We start from the raw sequence: 14,828 nt of genomic DNA, 5'->3' as shown, positions 1-14,828 counted from the left end.
ACAAACCTTACTACTAGAACTAAAGTTCTTCGAACCCCAACTTAAAGTTGGGTCCTAACTCACTTCTTATGCCACGTTCCTGCTTCTTCAAAGCTAGTCTTCAAACTCTTTTTTTCATTATTTCTATCAATTGCCAATTTAATCAATTCATCAAGCAATTTTGTATAACTTAATCCAGTTTTCTCCCATAATTTTGGATACATTGAAATAGATGTAAACCCAGGCAAAGTATTTATTTCATTTATATAAATTTCTGATAGATCTTGACTAATTAAAAAATCAACACGAGCTAACCCCTTGCAATCAACAGCTTTAAAACCGTCCATTGCTTGTTTTTTAATTTCCTCTGCAATATTTTCTGGCAATTTTGCTGGTGCTTCTGTTTTTGATTCCGAAACATATTTTGCTACATAGCTATAAAATTCTTCATTTGGAAAAACCTCACCCAATACTGATGCTTTCAAATCATCATTTCCTAATACTGCACATTCAATTTCATGAGGCTTTTCAACACCTTGCTCAACAAGAATTTTATTATCATACATCAAAGCTTCATCAATAAATTTTTCTAATTCTTTTTTATTATGTGCTTTATTGATTCCAACACTTGAACCCATATTTGCTGGCTTTATAAAATTTGGATAACCAATTTCTGCTTCAACCTTTTCAACAAAAGATTGTTTATCTAAATCAATTTCTCTTTTTGTAGTATATAAATCTTTAACGATTTTCAAGCCAGCTTCACGAAACAATCTTTTCATTACAACCTTATCCATTCCACATGATGATCCAATTATTCCTGCGCCAACATAAGCAACACCGCTCAAATCCAACAATCCTTGCATTGTTCCATCCTCGCCATATGTTCCATGTAAAACTGGAAAGAAGCAATCAATTTTAATCCTTTTTTGATTTTTCAAATCAATCAATCCAAAATCTAAAGGATCAGCAGAAATCATCACTTCACTTTCCGAAATTTTATCATTATTTTTTAATCTTTTCATTGCATTTTCACCAGAAATAAAGTGACCCTCTTTAGAAATACCAATCATTACTACATTATATTTTTCTTTATCTAGTTTTTCAATTACTGAAGTCGCTGATACCAAAGAAACTTCATGTTCACCAGATCTGCCACCAAATAAAACACCAATTGTCAATTTTTGCATAATTTATTTTAAACTACCAAAAAAACAAATTCCAAATCCCAAACAAATTACAATTTACAAAACACAATGAATATTTAATGTTTGCAATTTGTAATTTGGGATTTGTTTGTATTTTGGGATTTGTAATTTTAACCTCTTCCAATCAGTCCTATAATCAACCCCAACCCTGCTGATATAATAGCAATAATCCAAAATCTCATTGTTACTTTTGTTTCTGGCCAACCCAAAGCTTCAAAATGATGATGAATCGGAGTTGAAATAAAAACTTTTCGTTTTAAAACTTTTTTCGAAAATACTTGAATTAGTACTGACGCAGATTCCATTACTAATGGCAATCCAATGATTGGCAAAACGAAAACGGAATTAGTCAGCATTGCTACAATTCCAAGAGTAGTACCAAGAGCCATTGCTCCGGTATCTCCCATAAAAAATCTAGCAGGATAAATATTAAACCACAAAAAAGCTAACAATGCGCCAACAATTGCACCACAAAAAGTTGCAAGATCAACTTGACCTTGCATAAATGCAATAACCGCAAATGCGCTAAAACAAGTTAAAAGAATTCCACCAGCTAATCCATCCAATCCATCTGATTCATTAACCGAAAAAGATGTTGCCACAATTACTAAAATAAATAATGGAAAATACCACCAGCCAATCGTGAAATCTCCAACTCCAGGAATATGAATTGAATCCCAACCTAATTTAAAATAAAACCACCAAGCACCAACAGTCGCAATAATAGTGTAAACCAACAATCGAGATCTCATTCTCAAACCTCCGCCATTTGGACCAATTTTGAAAACATTCATTATATCATCAACAAGTCCGATCAAAGCAGTAACAACTAATGCAAACAAAGGCAACCAAGTTTCCGATCTAGATAAAAAATTCATCCAACCAAAGTAATTGTTAAAAAAAGTACTTAAAATCAAAAAAAGCAAAGCCAAAATTAATACAGTCAACCAAACTAAAATTCCGCCCATTGTTGGCGTTCCTTCCTTGCCTTTATGCATTTTTGTATAAACTGGAGCTCCAGAAGTTCTGATACTTTTGCCCATTTTGTATTTATACAAGAAATGAGTTAAAACAGGAGTCAACAAAATTGCAGTCACAAAAGCTATTGCTGTCATAATCAAAACTTTTGCTGCATTTGTCACTAAATTTATATCTTGGATGTGTTCCATATTATTTATAATAAAATGTTTCCGACTTAAAATCAAGTCAGAAAATCCTAAACACTAAATTCTAAAATCTAAACAAATCTAAATGCTTAAAATTCAAATTTTCAAAACACTTCGTTATTTTTAAATTTTAGTCATTTGTATTTCGAATTTGTTTAGAGTTTAGAATTTAGAGTTTAGAGCTTTGCCCATTTATAATTCTTATACGTCCAATCAACCAATGCCTTTGTATCTTGAAATTGATTTCCATCTAAATCAGAATTCATAACAACTGTAAGAATATCATTATTTTTTTCATCAGAAGATAATGAAGCTAAACAAAAACCAGCAGCATCAGTATAACCAGTTTTACCACCAACCATCTTCGGATAATCATACCTTAATAGCCTATTTGTATTCAAAATATGATGAACAAGATCTGTGTTCAAAGAATTCACATCAAATTCTTTAACTTTTATTGCTTCTTTAATCTCCTTCAAACCTAATGCATAATCCAAAATTTTTGCCATATCAGAAGCTGTAGAATAATGATTTTCAGTATCAAGTCCTGAAGCACAAGCAAAATGAGTATCTAATAACCCTAATTCTTTTGCCTTTTCATTCATTTTATCAATAAATTCTTTACGATTATCTAACGTTAACGCTAATCCTTCTGCCGCATCATTTCCAGATCCAATCAAAGCACCCCAAAGTAAATCTTTATATGTTATTTCTTCACCTGATTCTAAACCAATTCCAGCACCATCTAAAACTGTAATTTCATATGGCACTAAAAAACGATCATTAAGATTCTTTTTGCTTTCTTCTAAAAAAACAATTGCAGTCATTAATTTTGTCATACTCGCCATTGCCATTCTTTGATTTGGATTTTTTTCATATAAAACTTTCTTTGTTTTTCTATCTACAACAATTGCTGATTTGGAAGTTATCTGCATTCCTAAACTTTCTGTTTTTTTGACTGGCCCTAAATCATCAACCTTTTTTTGGACATCAAAACTTCCACCAGACAATGGTGATATTTGAGCTGCTAACAATGCCAATAATAACAAAATCTTACTCATCGTTTCATAAAAATATAAAAACCTAAAAATATAAAACTAGTCTAACATATCTAACTAGTCTAACTCGTATTCAATACCTCAAACTTAGATTTTCAGGATACTTATTATTTCGCAAGCAATTCGTCAATTTTTGCACGATCAAATCCAACAATATATTCATCGCCAATCAAAATTACAGGTACTCCCATTTGTTCTGTTTTTTCTACCATTTCATTTCTTCCTGCCTCATCAGCTGCAACATCAACTTCTTCATATTCAACACCCTTGCTTTTTAAATATTCTTTTGCCTGAACGCAATAAGGACAAGTTGGAGTACTAAAAACTTTTACTTTTGCCATAATTTTTATTTAATTAATAAATTTAAAGATTTAATATTTTTGGTTTCAATATATTTCTCATTATTTCTAAACTAGCAAGATGATCTTTCATTTCAGCACCATTTTTTATTGCCACAAATTTAAAAATTTTTTTAGGCGTAAATTCAAAAGTTAATTTTCCATATTCTTTTATAGCTGTCTTTTCTAATAAATTTTTTATTGCATCCATTGTCATTTTATCTGCTTTATTAAGAGGCAAATGTTCATCCAATAAGTCGTTTTTATTCGTTATTATCGATCTATTAATTTTCATCCATGTCATAAAACCTAAATAGAACCATGCTGAAATACTTTGTTTCAACATTCCTGACACATTATCAAAATAACGATGACAATTATTATAATGAAGATGAGCATGAATGATTTTCTTTGACATTCTATCAATAAATTCTAATATATGTGCCTGATTTTCAATATTATGACTTACTCTAAATTTTCTATTCAAAACTTGAGTATTCATGTGCCCAATATCAAATGTTACTTTTAAATTTGGATCATCTATTCTTCTAAAAACATAATCAAAGTCATCAGCAAGATATCCTAAATTCATTCTGTCTGGATTCCAATTCATATTCTCCAATGTCAAAATCACATTTCTCCTTCTTGCATATGGTAATGCACCTTCCAAATTAAAAAGTAAATTGTCTAATGCTCTTTCCTTACTGCAACGATCAGCAAAGCCTGGATGCAAAACTAAAATTGGAGTATCTTTGCTTAGCCGAGCAGCAACATCAATCTGCGAGTTTAAAGCTTTTGCGATATAATTATCAGAAGATGCTAAATTTAAATACAGTCCTCTAAAATTTTTTGGGAAGGAATCAAAACAACCATGAAATGAGTAAAATGGATAATTGCTTTTTTTATATTCCATAACTCTATCTTTTTTGATATTCCAATTTTCATCAAAAAAACCCAAACCAGGAAAATTTAGCTCCAAACCATCGTATGATTCTTCATTCCAAAATTTGCTATTTAATTCTTTTAAAGCTATATTCTTTTTTTGCAAAAATTGCAAAGATTTAAATTTTCGCGACATCATTTCTCGCAACAAATAAAAAGGGCTTGGAGTAGCCGAAATACTGCTAATCAAAATTTTCATTTTATTTACAGGCATGATTTTAATTTTAATCTGTTTAACCAATTTGATAATTACAGATTATAATATTTCAATTATCTTGTTTCTCTCTCTTCCTCCCTTGATTATTCTGAATTTATTTCCTGGAATTTGAAAATACAAAGACAATAGCCAAATCACAGCCCTATTTGCCTGACCCAATTCTGCCTTTTCTTTTACCTTTATAATAAAGCTATCTTCTGACTTCTTTATTATCTCATCTTTTTTTTCATTCGGAAATACTTTTACTTTTATCAACATAATATTCTTATTAACTAATATCTTACAACAAAAATTTTAATAAAACAATTTATTAGCGACACATTAGCGCTATTAGCGAGATATTAGTGTGAGACCATAAAAAAACCGAAATATCTTCGGTTATAAAAAGTACTAAACTTTTCGAACTCTATCAAGCTTCCATTTTTTGAGTTGCTCAGATTCAGCTCTTGCCCTCTCTAAAGTATTGCCGATAAGAAAATCGGCTCGATCATCCCTCACAGCAACTACAACAACATGATCAACATGAGAATAAGGAGAAGTAGTAAGTTTCAAAATTGCACCAGGCTTAATTTCCTCATCCAATTTCCAATGCGGAGTTTCAAAACCCTCAGTAAACTTTTTTAATTCTCTTGCCCCAACATCAATTAGAAAAATCTTAACAAATTGCGCCAAATTCATAAAATTCGGAGTTTCAAAAAAGCTTTCACTTCTTCCATCAACATCTTTTTTCACAATTGGAATCCAGACTAATCCCATTTCCCTTCCCTCCTTTTCTAGGGTACGAAAAATATATTATATTCTTTCTAAATAATAAGTAAAGCCAGGCTGCGAAGAACATAGAATCTATTATATTTTTTTCAACCACACAGCGCCATTACAAATTCTAGATAACATTTGTAATAATTTTAAAAATATGCTACGCTAAAAATACAAGTAAATCCTCATACGTGGGCTTCCGCAGGGTTGCTCGAAAACAACGTATGAGGTTTTGTTTTACGGAAAAAGTGGACTTTCTTCAACAATTATATTTTTAATTATTTTGTAATAACTGTCATCTAAAAAAATATATGACAAAGATTTAAATAATTCTAATACTCTTATTTTACCTTTTCAATCATAAAATTCAAGTTTATTATTTTTTTTAAAATAAAAAAGGATTCAATTAAGAATCCAAAAAGATCATCCCCACTGCAACTGTTCCTTGCTTGCATTAGCAATCGAATCAACATAAAGAGCAATAAAGCAATATGCAATAGGAACACTGAAAATTGCCCAAAAAAGATCTTTCCAAATATAGTAGACAACAATACCAACACCACCCCAAACTACAATTGCAACCAATGCAAAAAGTGCACGACTCCAAGTCTTCTTGCCAATCATTACGAAACTACCCAATCCAGCAAACCACCAGATCACACAAATTACAAGTCCATATGTTGCAAGACAAGCAAGAAAAACATTGCCACAGAATTCAAAAAGAAGATTAGAGAGAATTCCTAAACCAGTCAAAAGACAAAAAACACTCAAAGTTGTCCAACCAGAATTTACCTTAATCCAATTCTTTTTTCCAATTTGCTGTCCTTCCATTCTCCCCTCCTCTTGCTTGAGGTAAACATCAAAGCATACATCAACATTTTGAATTAATCAAGATGAAAAACATAATCTCAAATTTCTATTACTAGAATAGCCAATTCTTTGCTAATTCTCGCAATTTTATACAATGAAATAAAAAAATCCAACCAAAATTTCAAAGACCGAAATGGAAAACAAACAATGTTCCAAATCAGTTTCATGTTTCTCTCCTCCCGTTTTTTATTAAAATAACTACTTAAATTTCAAAGAACAATCAAAATATTTTAATATATTATAATACAATTATCTAAAAAATTCAACAAAAATAAAACAACCACATCGAGAATCAAGAGAAAAAAAGAATCTAAAGAAAATCAATGTGGTTAAATTACATGGCATGAAACTTGACTGTTTCACGGTAGTCCTCAGAGGCCGTAACCTCCAAAGATATCTGCCGGCAAAGTTATGGGAGCCAGCTAAAATCCGTCATAAGAATGAGGGAGAATTTTAGCAAGAATATTATAAAAAAAATGATGTTCTGACTTTGTATCAAAAAAAATTCTTCAACAAAGCATTTTTCTAAGCTAGCATTTTTAATATTGAATCAATCCTTCCCGCTGTTTGGCCTCGCGGCCAAAATATAAAAAGCCAAAGCTTCAAAAAACGCGCACGAGCGCTTAAAAAAATGTTCACTCCACAATTACCTTTGCATTTTTAAAAAAAGAACAACATAGCTTATATAATATTATTAAAAAAATATTTGTCAAGAAAATTTTAAAAAAAATAAAAAAAACCAAACAGAATTGGTTTTAAAAAAGGTGCAATTAATTTTTCAAGGTTGAAGAATCTACTTCAATTACTAATCCATCCATTTCCTGTGGAACAATTTCAGAATCACTGACTACAGTCCCACCATCAAGTTCTACTTCATTAACAATAGGAGGCGAAACAATTACAGCGGGAGAAATTGGAATAATTGGCAACTCTTCAACAGCACTTCCATCAGTCGAAATCAAGACAAATCCCAAATTATTGCTAAATGTCAAATAGTGAAAATTAGTTTCCTTGATGTTCTTGAATTCAGCTCTTCCACAAGGATAAGAAGCATCATTAGTACAGTGTACAATGGCTTCGGTTCCTTGATAATCACTATAAAGAGCAGCAAATCTGGAAGAATCCTTAGACCAAGACAGTGCCTTCAACTGTCGTTTTGTGTCATTAGCAACAGCATCAACACGCAAAATCTCACGACCAGACATATCCAAAACTTCCAAATTTCCTTCATCAAACGGATCAACCTCGCCAACAGAAAATTGCATGTCTGTTGTGATCGCCTTCTTGCCATCAATATTGCCATTACCTGAATTTACATTATGCCTGCCTTCAAATGGATTTGCAGAACATGCACAAAGAACCAGCATCAAACACAAAGCACTCATTCTCGTCCCTCTCATCCTTTTCCTCCAAGCCCCTTTGTCCTTTGGGGCAGCAAGTTTCAAGTTTAACATAATCAATAATTTCGTCAAGCCAAAAAAGTAGCTATTTTAAAACTAAATTTTTTTATTTTTAATCATTTCGTCGCATAAAGCTTACTGGAGATTTTAAAGCTTTTGGCATTAAAATTCTTGATTTTTCAGCTTGCAAATAACCGCCACGAAAAATTGTATTTTCTCCAAATTTATTATTTATTTTATCCGAAGCTTTTAAAACATTTTTTAATTTATTATCTTTTTCTAAACATGAAATCTGATCCATTTTTGAAAGGCAAGAAACTGAAACGCCAATCATTCTAACTGATTGATTATCTTTCCAACTTTCTAAAATTTTTTCCGCAACTTTATAAATTTCATAACCATCATTAATCCAATAGCTGACTTTTTTTTGCTTATGAAAATGATGAAAACTAGCATATCCAGAATTTTTTTCATAAAAAGAGTATCTCAACAATAACGTTACACATTTCGCAACAAAATTTTTTCGCCTTAAACGTCTACCTAATTTTTCCGATAACTGCAAAATCACATTTTTTATTTCTTTCAAATCCCAAACATCTTTTGGCAAAGTAAAATTATGACCCATTGATTTTTCGTCTGGCAATAAATAATAAGGTAAAACTTCTGAATTATCTTCTCCTCGGGCCATCAAATATAATTTATGACCATAAGATTTGAATTGTTTAGTTAAATTAATATATGAACAACTTTTAAGTTGCTTTACTGTAAAAATTCCCATTCCATTTAATCTTGCTTCAATCCTCTTGCCAATTCCGCAAAAATCAGTTAGCTCTATCGAATTTAAAATTTTCTCTTTATTTTCATCATTAATAATAATTAATCCATCTGGCTTTTTTAAATCCGAAGCCAACTTTGCCAGTAATTTATTTTTTGCAATTCCAATTGAACAAGTCATCCATTCACCAATCTCTTTTTTTAATCTTAATTTAATTTCTTTAGCAATTTTAACCGCACAATCAACATTATCTTCATTCGTGCAATTCGTGTCCGTAAGGCATTCGTGCAAATTCGTGAGCTCTAAAAAGACTTCATCAATACTAAAAATTTCTAAAATTGGCGAATATGATTTAAATATTTCTAAAAATTTATCCGTAATCCATTTGTATTTTATATGATCTCCTGGTACAAAAATTAATTCTGGACAAATCTTTACCGCCTCCCAAGATGGCATTACTGATTTAACACCTCTTAGCTTCGCCTCTTTAGATGCAGCTACAATAAGCAAATTCCTACGTGAAAATTCTCCACCAGATTTACCCGCCGAAGTCCAGCAACTTTTCGCAAAAGTGCTAGACGAAGGCGGGCCGCCGACTGCAATTGGTTTTCCACGTAAAAAAGGATTTGCTTGTTGTTCACAAGTCGCAAAATATGAATTCATATCAATATGCAGAATAATCTTATTCATTTTAAATTTTAAATTATCATTTTACATTTTGATTTTTAAATTTTTATTTTTTACGCTTCCATCATTTCTTCTAACTTCCAAGCCATCCGTCCAGCATCAAAACATAATTTAAAATAATTCGCTTCATCGGAAACAGAAAAATAATATAACATATCCCTACCTCGCATTTCTCCATGCACTAAATTAACCTTTTTTACATCATATTGATGCATTCCCCATTTAAAACGATAAGGAATTATTTGTCCTCTTTTAAAACCCGCTAAAACTTCGATTGGATCATTTATTTGCTCGTACATAAATTTACAAAAAAATTTCTAATTAATAATTTCTAAGGGCTACTGCCCGTTAAAAGCTTCTAAGGTCGCTTTTAACTCTATTAAATTTTCAATAAACTAATTTCTAAACATCGACGACAAAAGATAGGTTTGAAAATTTAAGCATTAAGAATTTAATAGAAATTAGAAATTAGAAATTGAAAATTAGTTAGAACTTTCTCAACACCGCCCTCACCACTCCTTGTATCGCCGGATTAATTGCATAAATTGGTTTCATCGTTGAATTCGCTGGTTGCAATCTAATTCGCTTTTTTTCTCGATAATATCTTTTTAAAGTTGCATATTCATTTCCTAATAAAGCTACAACGACATCTCCATTACTAGGATAATAATTTTTTTCCACCATTACATAATCGCCATCTAAAATTCCATCTTCAATCATTGAATCACCCCTTACCTTCAAAGCAAAGCAATCTTCTACTCTTTTGCCATTCACAAAACCAATTGGCACATCCATCATCTCTCTATCTTCTATGGCCTCTATTGGCTCGCCTGCTGCGATTAATCCAACTAAAGGTACTTGGACTGCTTTTGCAAATAATCTAAATTTTTCTTCTAACTTTATCGCTCGAGCTGCTCCTTTTACAAAATCCAAATAACCTTTATCTTTCAAATTTTTCAAATGCTCCCAAACAGTTGCTTTTGATTTTAATCCCATCTCTCTTGTGATTTCCTGATACGAAGGCATATAGCCATTATCTTGTTCAAAATTAGCCAAAAAATCTAATAAAATCTTTTGTTTTTTTGTTAGCTTTTTCATAATTTTGTTATTTATAATTTAGTTATTTTGTTATTTATATTATAACCGAACAAAAACCAAACAACAATACTTTAAGCTGTGGATAAACAAATTATTAGTGTTTTTATTAGTGTCATTCGCAAAAACATTAGCGTGACGGACAACAAAAACCAAACATCAATAATTTTGTTGTGCATAACTTATTTTTATGCTAATTTAAGCTAAATTGCACCCTAACAAACAAAGACGGAGGACAAAATGCTACCACCAGTTGCTGTCATCATCAATCTCAATGCAATGCTGATTAGAAGAAAAGGACTAAAATACATCAATCGAATAAAAAAAGTTGCCTCAAGTGTTGAAAATGTCCAAGTTTTTATTACTCAAAGTCCTGAACAAGTCAGAAGTATTATTCGCAAGTTAAAAAAAGCAAAAGTTCGTTATATCTGTTGTTGTGGTGGAGATGGAGCTTTGCGCCACATCATTCAAGAAACTCTCAAAATTTATGGCACGCAAGCATTACCAGTTATCGCTCATATCGGTGGCGGATCAATGTCCATGGTTGCCAAAGCTCTCGGTTTCAAAAAAGATCCGCATGAAAATCTTGCAACTGTTTTAAAAATCAGATCTCAGCCAGATTATCCAATTTATCAAAAAGAGCTAATTCAAATTGATGATGCTGGAAAAATCTATTATGGATTTTTCTTTTCAATTGGAGTTGTTGTTGATTATTTGAAATATTACGAAAAAACAAGCAAGGGTCTTTGGGCAGCGATTTGCTTAATCTTTCATTGTATTCTTGGAACTGTTTTTAGCAGATTCAGAATTTACCATTATGCTCAAGCTAAAGTAACATATGACAATCAGCAATTTGAAAGAACAAAATTTGCTGGAATCATCGCTGCTAATATTAAAGATGTTGTCCTAACATTCAGACCATTGTCTGGAAGAATCCAAAAAGGTCAATTTCTTCTTGGTATTTTTTCTCTCAATGCCTATGAACTTCTAAGCCATGTATTTCGATATCTCTGGGGCAAAGAAGTAAAAAGAGATCTTATTTCTCGAAAAGTCATCAATGGCAATGCCAAAGAATTGATTCTTAAAACTGACGAAGATATCATTATTGATGGCGATGTTTTCTCAAACCGCAAAAAAGATATCAGGTTGATCAGAATAACAGCTGGACCAACTGTACCAATATTGAACCTTCGTCTAAACTCTACAGGAATCTAATTCCTGTTTTTTTGTTATCATTCTAATAGATTTTCTAATATAACTGATAGCATACTAATTCATTCTATTCGAAAAAATATTAAAGTGAGACATAAAAAAACAGGCTAAGCCTGTATCAAAGTTCGTCTATCAATTCAGTTGTCACGTGAGCAAAAGTAACAAGCATTTCATTTAAATTAACTTCTGGATCAACAAAAATAAATTCTACATCTTCATGTGCGGCTATTTTTAAATCATTTTTATGAGTAGTTTTTCTCAAACAAAGCCCAACTTTAGATTTTCTGCGCAAATTACGCATTTTCACCCAAAATTCAGTCGTCATGTAATAAAAACAAGTCACAAAATAATTACATCCCAACCTTTCCATCTCACCTGCTGGATCTTCCAAGGCGCCATTAAATATCCAACCAGTCTTAAGCTCTTTATCAACTCGTCTGACAGCTACCAAATTCTGCTGACCCCAAGAAATCAACACCGAATGATTTTGCAAGCCAACTCTTCTAATCTCGCTTGCTGCTAATTCGCCCATATCTTCATACTTCAAGTCCAAAAAAACATGAAGATTATTCATCAAAACAATTTCTGCCATTTCATCAATAGTTAAAGCTCCTCTTTGCGCTCTTGCCTCTATCAAAGTATAATCACGAGCCTGAAAAATACTGGGATGACCAACCACCAACATTCCATCTTTTGTCTCCATTAAATCAACTTCGAAACTATCAAACATAGGTGATCCTATAACTAATACATTTGTAATCTTTTCTTTTGTATTACTTCTGGTAACAACCAACTCTGGTAGTGCCATTTCCTCTTCCTCCTCTGGCTACAATATTTATAAAGAACAATAGGATAGAATACAAAAAATAATAACTTTTGTCAACAAAAAATTTTAACTCTTCTCAATATGCACTATCTATTTCTATTAGAAAAGTTATTAGAGTGAGGCACCAAAAAACGGCTTTCGCCGTATTTGTGAAATTAGTGATAAATTTGTACAAATTCGCGATTATTTCAAATCGCTTTCTTTAGTCTGAATTTTTGCTTTTATTGAAGTTTGAGCTAAAAAAACATAATCTTCATCAGAAATTTTTGCATAAACTGAAGATCCATCAGGATTTTTGTCTCCAACAAATAATTCTTTTTTCTTATTATTTTTTAATTCAAATATTGCAGAATATTTTGCATTCTCTAAACCATAATCTTTTAGATTAGGATTTTCAATCTTTTCTGCTGCCTCAATTTTTATCATTTCATCTAAAATAGGATCAAGTTTTGTGCTATCAACTTTGAAATAGTCAGTGCTTTTCTTATTATCTTTCATAACTTCTTTCTTGCCTTTCCAAGATCCGTCATCCTGTTTATTCAAAACTAATTTCTCGCCATCATTATTAAATGTAACTTTTTGCACATCATCTTTTTTAATATCCAAAACTGTAAAAGTTTCTTGACCAGCTTCATCCAATTTTACTTCTCGATTTCGTTCAAATACTAAAACAAAAACTAACAATAAAATAAATATTAATGTCAAAATAAATGCACCTTTAAATCTGAAATTCATTATTTTTTCCCAAAGTTTTTTCATATCACTATTTTTAATATAATTTCTGAAACAATTTTCTCGTATAATTCTGCATTTTCTGCGTTCGATTCTGCGTTAATACAAATTATTGTCGTCTTGTTTTTCTTCTTCGTGACCAAACATATATGCCAACACCAATTGCAGTTAATGGCATAATAACAACAGTCAAATAAAATATAATTCTGCCTTGTGAACCTGTCAAAGCAACAGTTCTTTGTTCTTCTTCTTTTGGACGAATAGAAATTAATTCTTCTTCAGAAGCTAACCAATGCAATGAATTAACAAATAGATCTTGATTGCCTAAGAAAGTTTCATATCCATTTACTGCAAAATCTGAATCTCCAATAACAACAATTCTCAATCCTTCTTTTGCAACTTCCTGATCGCCTTCTTTTACTTTTTTAGTTTGATGAGCAGCAGTACCAATTGAAATTGGTCCTTTTTTATCAGATCCTGCATCATATTTTACTTTTTCAGTATCTAAATTATTTTCTAACCAAGAATCATTGCTGCTTTTTCCTAAATCATTGACCAAAATATTTTCTGGTGTTTTGTCTCCTTTAGAAACCATCTGCACACCAGGAAAAAATGCAGCAGACAAGCCTTCAGTAATTTGATGGCTTTCCCATTTTTCAACAACTGGTGCAGCAACATCGCCAAAAAAAGCTTTTGTCGGATCAATTACTAAGCCATCTGTTAAATTAATTCCATAATTATTCAAAAGATCATTTACTTTTACGTCTTCTTTTATTTCTTTTCTTGGATCAATCAACGCAAATAGTTTTCCATCTTTTTCATCCAAATATTTCTTTAAAGATTCTTTTTCTTTATCTAAAAGCGCTTTCTGCGGTCCAGCCAAAATTACAACAGATGCATCATCAGGAACTTTACTAACTGTCGTTAAATTTAAATTTTTTATTTCAAAATTTTCTTTTTCCAAAGTATTTTTAATACTGCTATAACCTTTTTCTGAGGTCAAGCTTAAATCTTTTTCTTTATGACCAATCATAAAGTAAACAACTTTTTTGCCATCTTTGCTTAATTTTAAAATACTTGAAGTTATATCACTTTCTGAAAAACCAGTCGTTTGTTCTGTTTTATCTCCTTTTTTGAATATAATTGTTCCATATCTTGTAATTCCAAATTCTCTGGCCTTTGTTGGATTTTTATCTGGATCAACAAATTCAAATTTAATACGAGAATTTTTCGCTTGATATTCAGATAATAAATTTTGCAATTGAGCACGAGATGGATTATCAGTCTGATAAAAAATTGTAATATTTACATCATCATTAACATTCTGCAAAACTTTTTTTGTTTGATCAGACAAAGTAAACTGTTTGTTCTTTGTCATATCATATCGCAAAGTTCCAGATTCTTTTCTAACAATATAATTAACAAGAATTAAAATACCAAGCAAAGCCAAAATCAATACTAAAGTATTGCTGCCAAATTTTGTTTGTCTTGCACCTAAAACATTGCTAGCTTTTTTGCTTGCACCTTTGATCTTTTCACTAATTTTTTTCTTATCAAATTTCATTAT

General features: G+C 31.2%; 16 protein-coding genes. 1 reads left to right on the top strand and 15 read right to left on the bottom strand.

Going from position 1 to position 14,828, the window contains the following annotated elements; translation table 11 throughout:
- Positions 1–59: 59 nt before the first annotated feature.
- From WC663_05080 to lexA, 12 genes are all read right to left on the bottom strand, one after another.
- Complete coding sequence (locus tag WC663_05080; GenBank protein ID MFA6296702.1) at positions 60–1,169, bottom strand: D-alanine--D-alanine ligase family protein; 1,110 nt, start codon at positions 1,167–1,169, stop codon at positions 60–62.
- Between the two features lie 128 nt (positions 1,170–1,297).
- Complete coding sequence (gene mraY, locus WC663_05075) at positions 1,298–2,356, bottom strand: phospho-N-acetylmuramoyl-pentapeptide-transferase (GenBank protein MFA6296701.1); 1,059 nt, start codon at positions 2,354–2,356, stop codon at positions 1,298–1,300.
- A gap of 173 nt (positions 2,357–2,529) precedes the next feature.
- Entirely contained in the window at positions 2,530–3,414 is an 885-nt protein-coding gene (locus WC663_05070; GenBank protein ID MFA6296700.1) for a D-alanyl-D-alanine carboxypeptidase family protein, read from the bottom strand.
- A 104-nt stretch (positions 3,415–3,518) separates the two neighbouring features.
- Complete coding sequence (locus WC663_05065; protein ID MFA6296699.1) at positions 3,519–3,752, bottom strand: glutaredoxin domain-containing protein; 234 nt, start codon at positions 3,750–3,752, stop codon at positions 3,519–3,521.
- Between the two features lie 22 nt (positions 3,753–3,774).
- A complete protein-coding gene (locus WC663_05060; protein MFA6296698.1) occupies positions 3,775–4,905 on the bottom strand; it encodes a TIM barrel protein in 1,131 nt (376 codons plus the stop codon).
- 42 nt (positions 4,906–4,947) lie between these two features.
- A complete protein-coding gene (locus WC663_05055) occupies positions 4,948–5,166 on the bottom strand; it encodes a DUF167 domain-containing protein (protein MFA6296697.1) in 219 nt (72 codons plus the stop codon).
- A 132-nt stretch (positions 5,167–5,298) separates the two neighbouring features.
- The gene (locus tag WC663_05050; protein MFA6296696.1) at positions 5,299–5,664 is read right to left on the bottom strand and encodes a hypothetical protein; all 366 of its coding nucleotides are present in this window, start codon (positions 5,662–5,664) and stop codon (positions 5,299–5,301) included.
- A 423-nt stretch (positions 5,665–6,087) separates the two neighbouring features.
- Entirely contained in the window at positions 6,088–6,495 is a 408-nt protein-coding gene (locus tag WC663_05045) for a hypothetical protein (GenBank protein MFA6296695.1), read from the bottom strand.
- Between the two features lie 809 nt (positions 6,496–7,304).
- Positions 7,305–7,934 carry a hypothetical protein gene (locus WC663_05040; protein MFA6296694.1) on the bottom strand — a complete coding sequence of 210 codons (630 nt, stop codon included), beginning with the start codon at positions 7,932–7,934 and terminating at the stop codon, positions 7,305–7,307.
- Positions 7,935–8,046: 112 nt separating this feature from the next.
- Entirely contained in the window at positions 8,047–9,399 is a 1,353-nt protein-coding gene (locus tag WC663_05035; protein MFA6296693.1) for a DNA polymerase IV, read from the bottom strand.
- A gap of 50 nt (positions 9,400–9,449) precedes the next feature.
- Positions 9,450–9,695, bottom strand: coding sequence for a hypothetical protein (locus WC663_05030; GenBank protein MFA6296692.1), 246 nt, complete (start codon positions 9,693–9,695; stop codon positions 9,450–9,452).
- A gap of 187 nt (positions 9,696–9,882) precedes the next feature.
- The gene (gene lexA, locus WC663_05025) at positions 9,883–10,494 is read right to left on the bottom strand and encodes a transcriptional repressor LexA (GenBank protein MFA6296691.1); all 612 of its coding nucleotides are present in this window, start codon (positions 10,492–10,494) and stop codon (positions 9,883–9,885) included.
- A gap of 237 nt (positions 10,495–10,731) precedes the next feature.
- Between lexA and WC663_05020 the strand changes: the two genes are divergently transcribed.
- Positions 10,732–11,706: a diacylglycerol kinase family protein gene (locus WC663_05020; GenBank protein ID MFA6296690.1), complete on the top strand. Its 975-nt coding sequence runs from the start codon at positions 10,732–10,734 to the stop codon at positions 11,704–11,706.
- A gap of 115 nt (positions 11,707–11,821) precedes the next feature.
- On the opposite strand, the gene WC663_05015 is transcribed toward WC663_05020, so the two are convergent.
- From WC663_05015 to WC663_05005, 3 genes are all read right to left on the bottom strand, one after another.
- On the bottom strand, positions 11,822–12,511 hold the full coding sequence (locus WC663_05015; GenBank protein MFA6296689.1) for a hypothetical protein: 690 nt from the start codon (positions 12,509–12,511) through the stop codon (positions 11,822–11,824).
- A 201-nt stretch (positions 12,512–12,712) separates the two neighbouring features.
- Complete coding sequence (locus WC663_05010) at positions 12,713–13,288, bottom strand: DUF4340 domain-containing protein (protein ID MFA6296688.1); 576 nt, start codon at positions 13,286–13,288, stop codon at positions 12,713–12,715.
- 82 nt (positions 13,289–13,370) lie between these two features.
- Entirely contained in the window at positions 13,371–14,825 is a 1,455-nt protein-coding gene (locus tag WC663_05005) for a Gldg family protein (GenBank protein MFA6296687.1), read from the bottom strand.
- Between the last annotated feature and the right edge of the window lie 3 nt (positions 14,826–14,828).

It is taken from the genome of Patescibacteria group bacterium (assembly GCA_041662665.1).
GTDB lineage: Bacteria > Patescibacteriota > JABMPQ01 > JABMPQ01 > JAQVVF01 > JAQVVF01.
The sequence above is the reverse complement of the archived record's forward strand: the minus strand, read 5'-3'. Positions and strand labels throughout refer to the sequence as shown.

What these genes read in the sequence shown, in the direction of transcription:
- WC663_05080 (MFA6296702.1), bottom strand. Translation starts at nt 1,169, where the DNA reads ATGCAAAAATTGACAATTGGTGTTTTATTTGGTGGCAGATCTGGTGAA.
- mraY (MFA6296701.1), bottom strand. Translation starts at nt 2,356, where the DNA reads ATGGAACACATCCAAGATATAAATTTAGTGACAAATGCAGCAAAAGTT.
- WC663_05070 (MFA6296700.1), bottom strand. Translation starts at nt 3,414, where the DNA reads ATGAGTAAGATTTTGTTATTATTGGCATTGTTAGCAGCTCAAATATCA.
- WC663_05065 (MFA6296699.1), bottom strand. Translation starts at nt 3,752, where the DNA reads ATGGCAAAAGTAAAAGTTTTTAGTACTCCAACTTGTCCTTATTGCGTT.
- WC663_05060 (MFA6296698.1), bottom strand. Translation starts at nt 4,905, where the DNA reads ATGCCTGTAAATAAAATGAAAATTTTGATTAGCAGTATTTCGGCTACT.
- WC663_05055 (MFA6296697.1), bottom strand. Translation starts at nt 5,166, where the DNA reads ATGTTGATAAAAGTAAAAGTATTTCCGAATGAAAAAAAAGATGAGATA.
- WC663_05050 (MFA6296696.1), bottom strand. Translation starts at nt 5,664, where the DNA reads ATGGGATTAGTCTGGATTCCAATTGTGAAAAAAGATGTTGATGGAAGA.
- WC663_05045 (MFA6296695.1), bottom strand. Translation starts at nt 6,495, where the DNA reads ATGGAAGGACAGCAAATTGGAAAAAAGAATTGGATTAAGGTAAATTCT.
- WC663_05040 (MFA6296694.1), bottom strand. Translation starts at nt 7,934, where the DNA reads ATGAGAGGGACGAGAATGAGTGCTTTGTGTTTGATGCTGGTTCTTTGT.
- WC663_05035 (MFA6296693.1), bottom strand. Translation starts at nt 9,399, where the DNA reads ATGAATAAGATTATTCTGCATATTGATATGAATTCATATTTTGCGACT.
- WC663_05030 (MFA6296692.1), bottom strand. Translation starts at nt 9,695, where the DNA reads ATGTACGAGCAAATAAATGATCCAATCGAAGTTTTAGCGGGTTTTAAA.
- lexA (MFA6296691.1), bottom strand. Translation starts at nt 10,494, where the DNA reads ATGAAAAAGCTAACAAAAAAACAAAAGATTTTATTAGATTTTTTGGCT.
- WC663_05020 (MFA6296690.1), top strand. Translation starts at nt 10,732, where the DNA reads ATGCTACCACCAGTTGCTGTCATCATCAATCTCAATGCAATGCTGATT.
- WC663_05015 (MFA6296689.1), bottom strand. Translation starts at nt 12,511, where the DNA reads ATGGCACTACCAGAGTTGGTTGTTACCAGAAGTAATACAAAAGAAAAG.
- WC663_05010 (MFA6296688.1), bottom strand. Translation starts at nt 13,288, where the DNA reads ATGAAAAAACTTTGGGAAAAAATAATGAATTTCAGATTTAAAGGTGCA.
- WC663_05005 (MFA6296687.1), bottom strand. Translation starts at nt 14,825, where the DNA reads ATGAAATTTGATAAGAAAAAAATTAGTGAAAAGATCAAAGGTGCAAGC.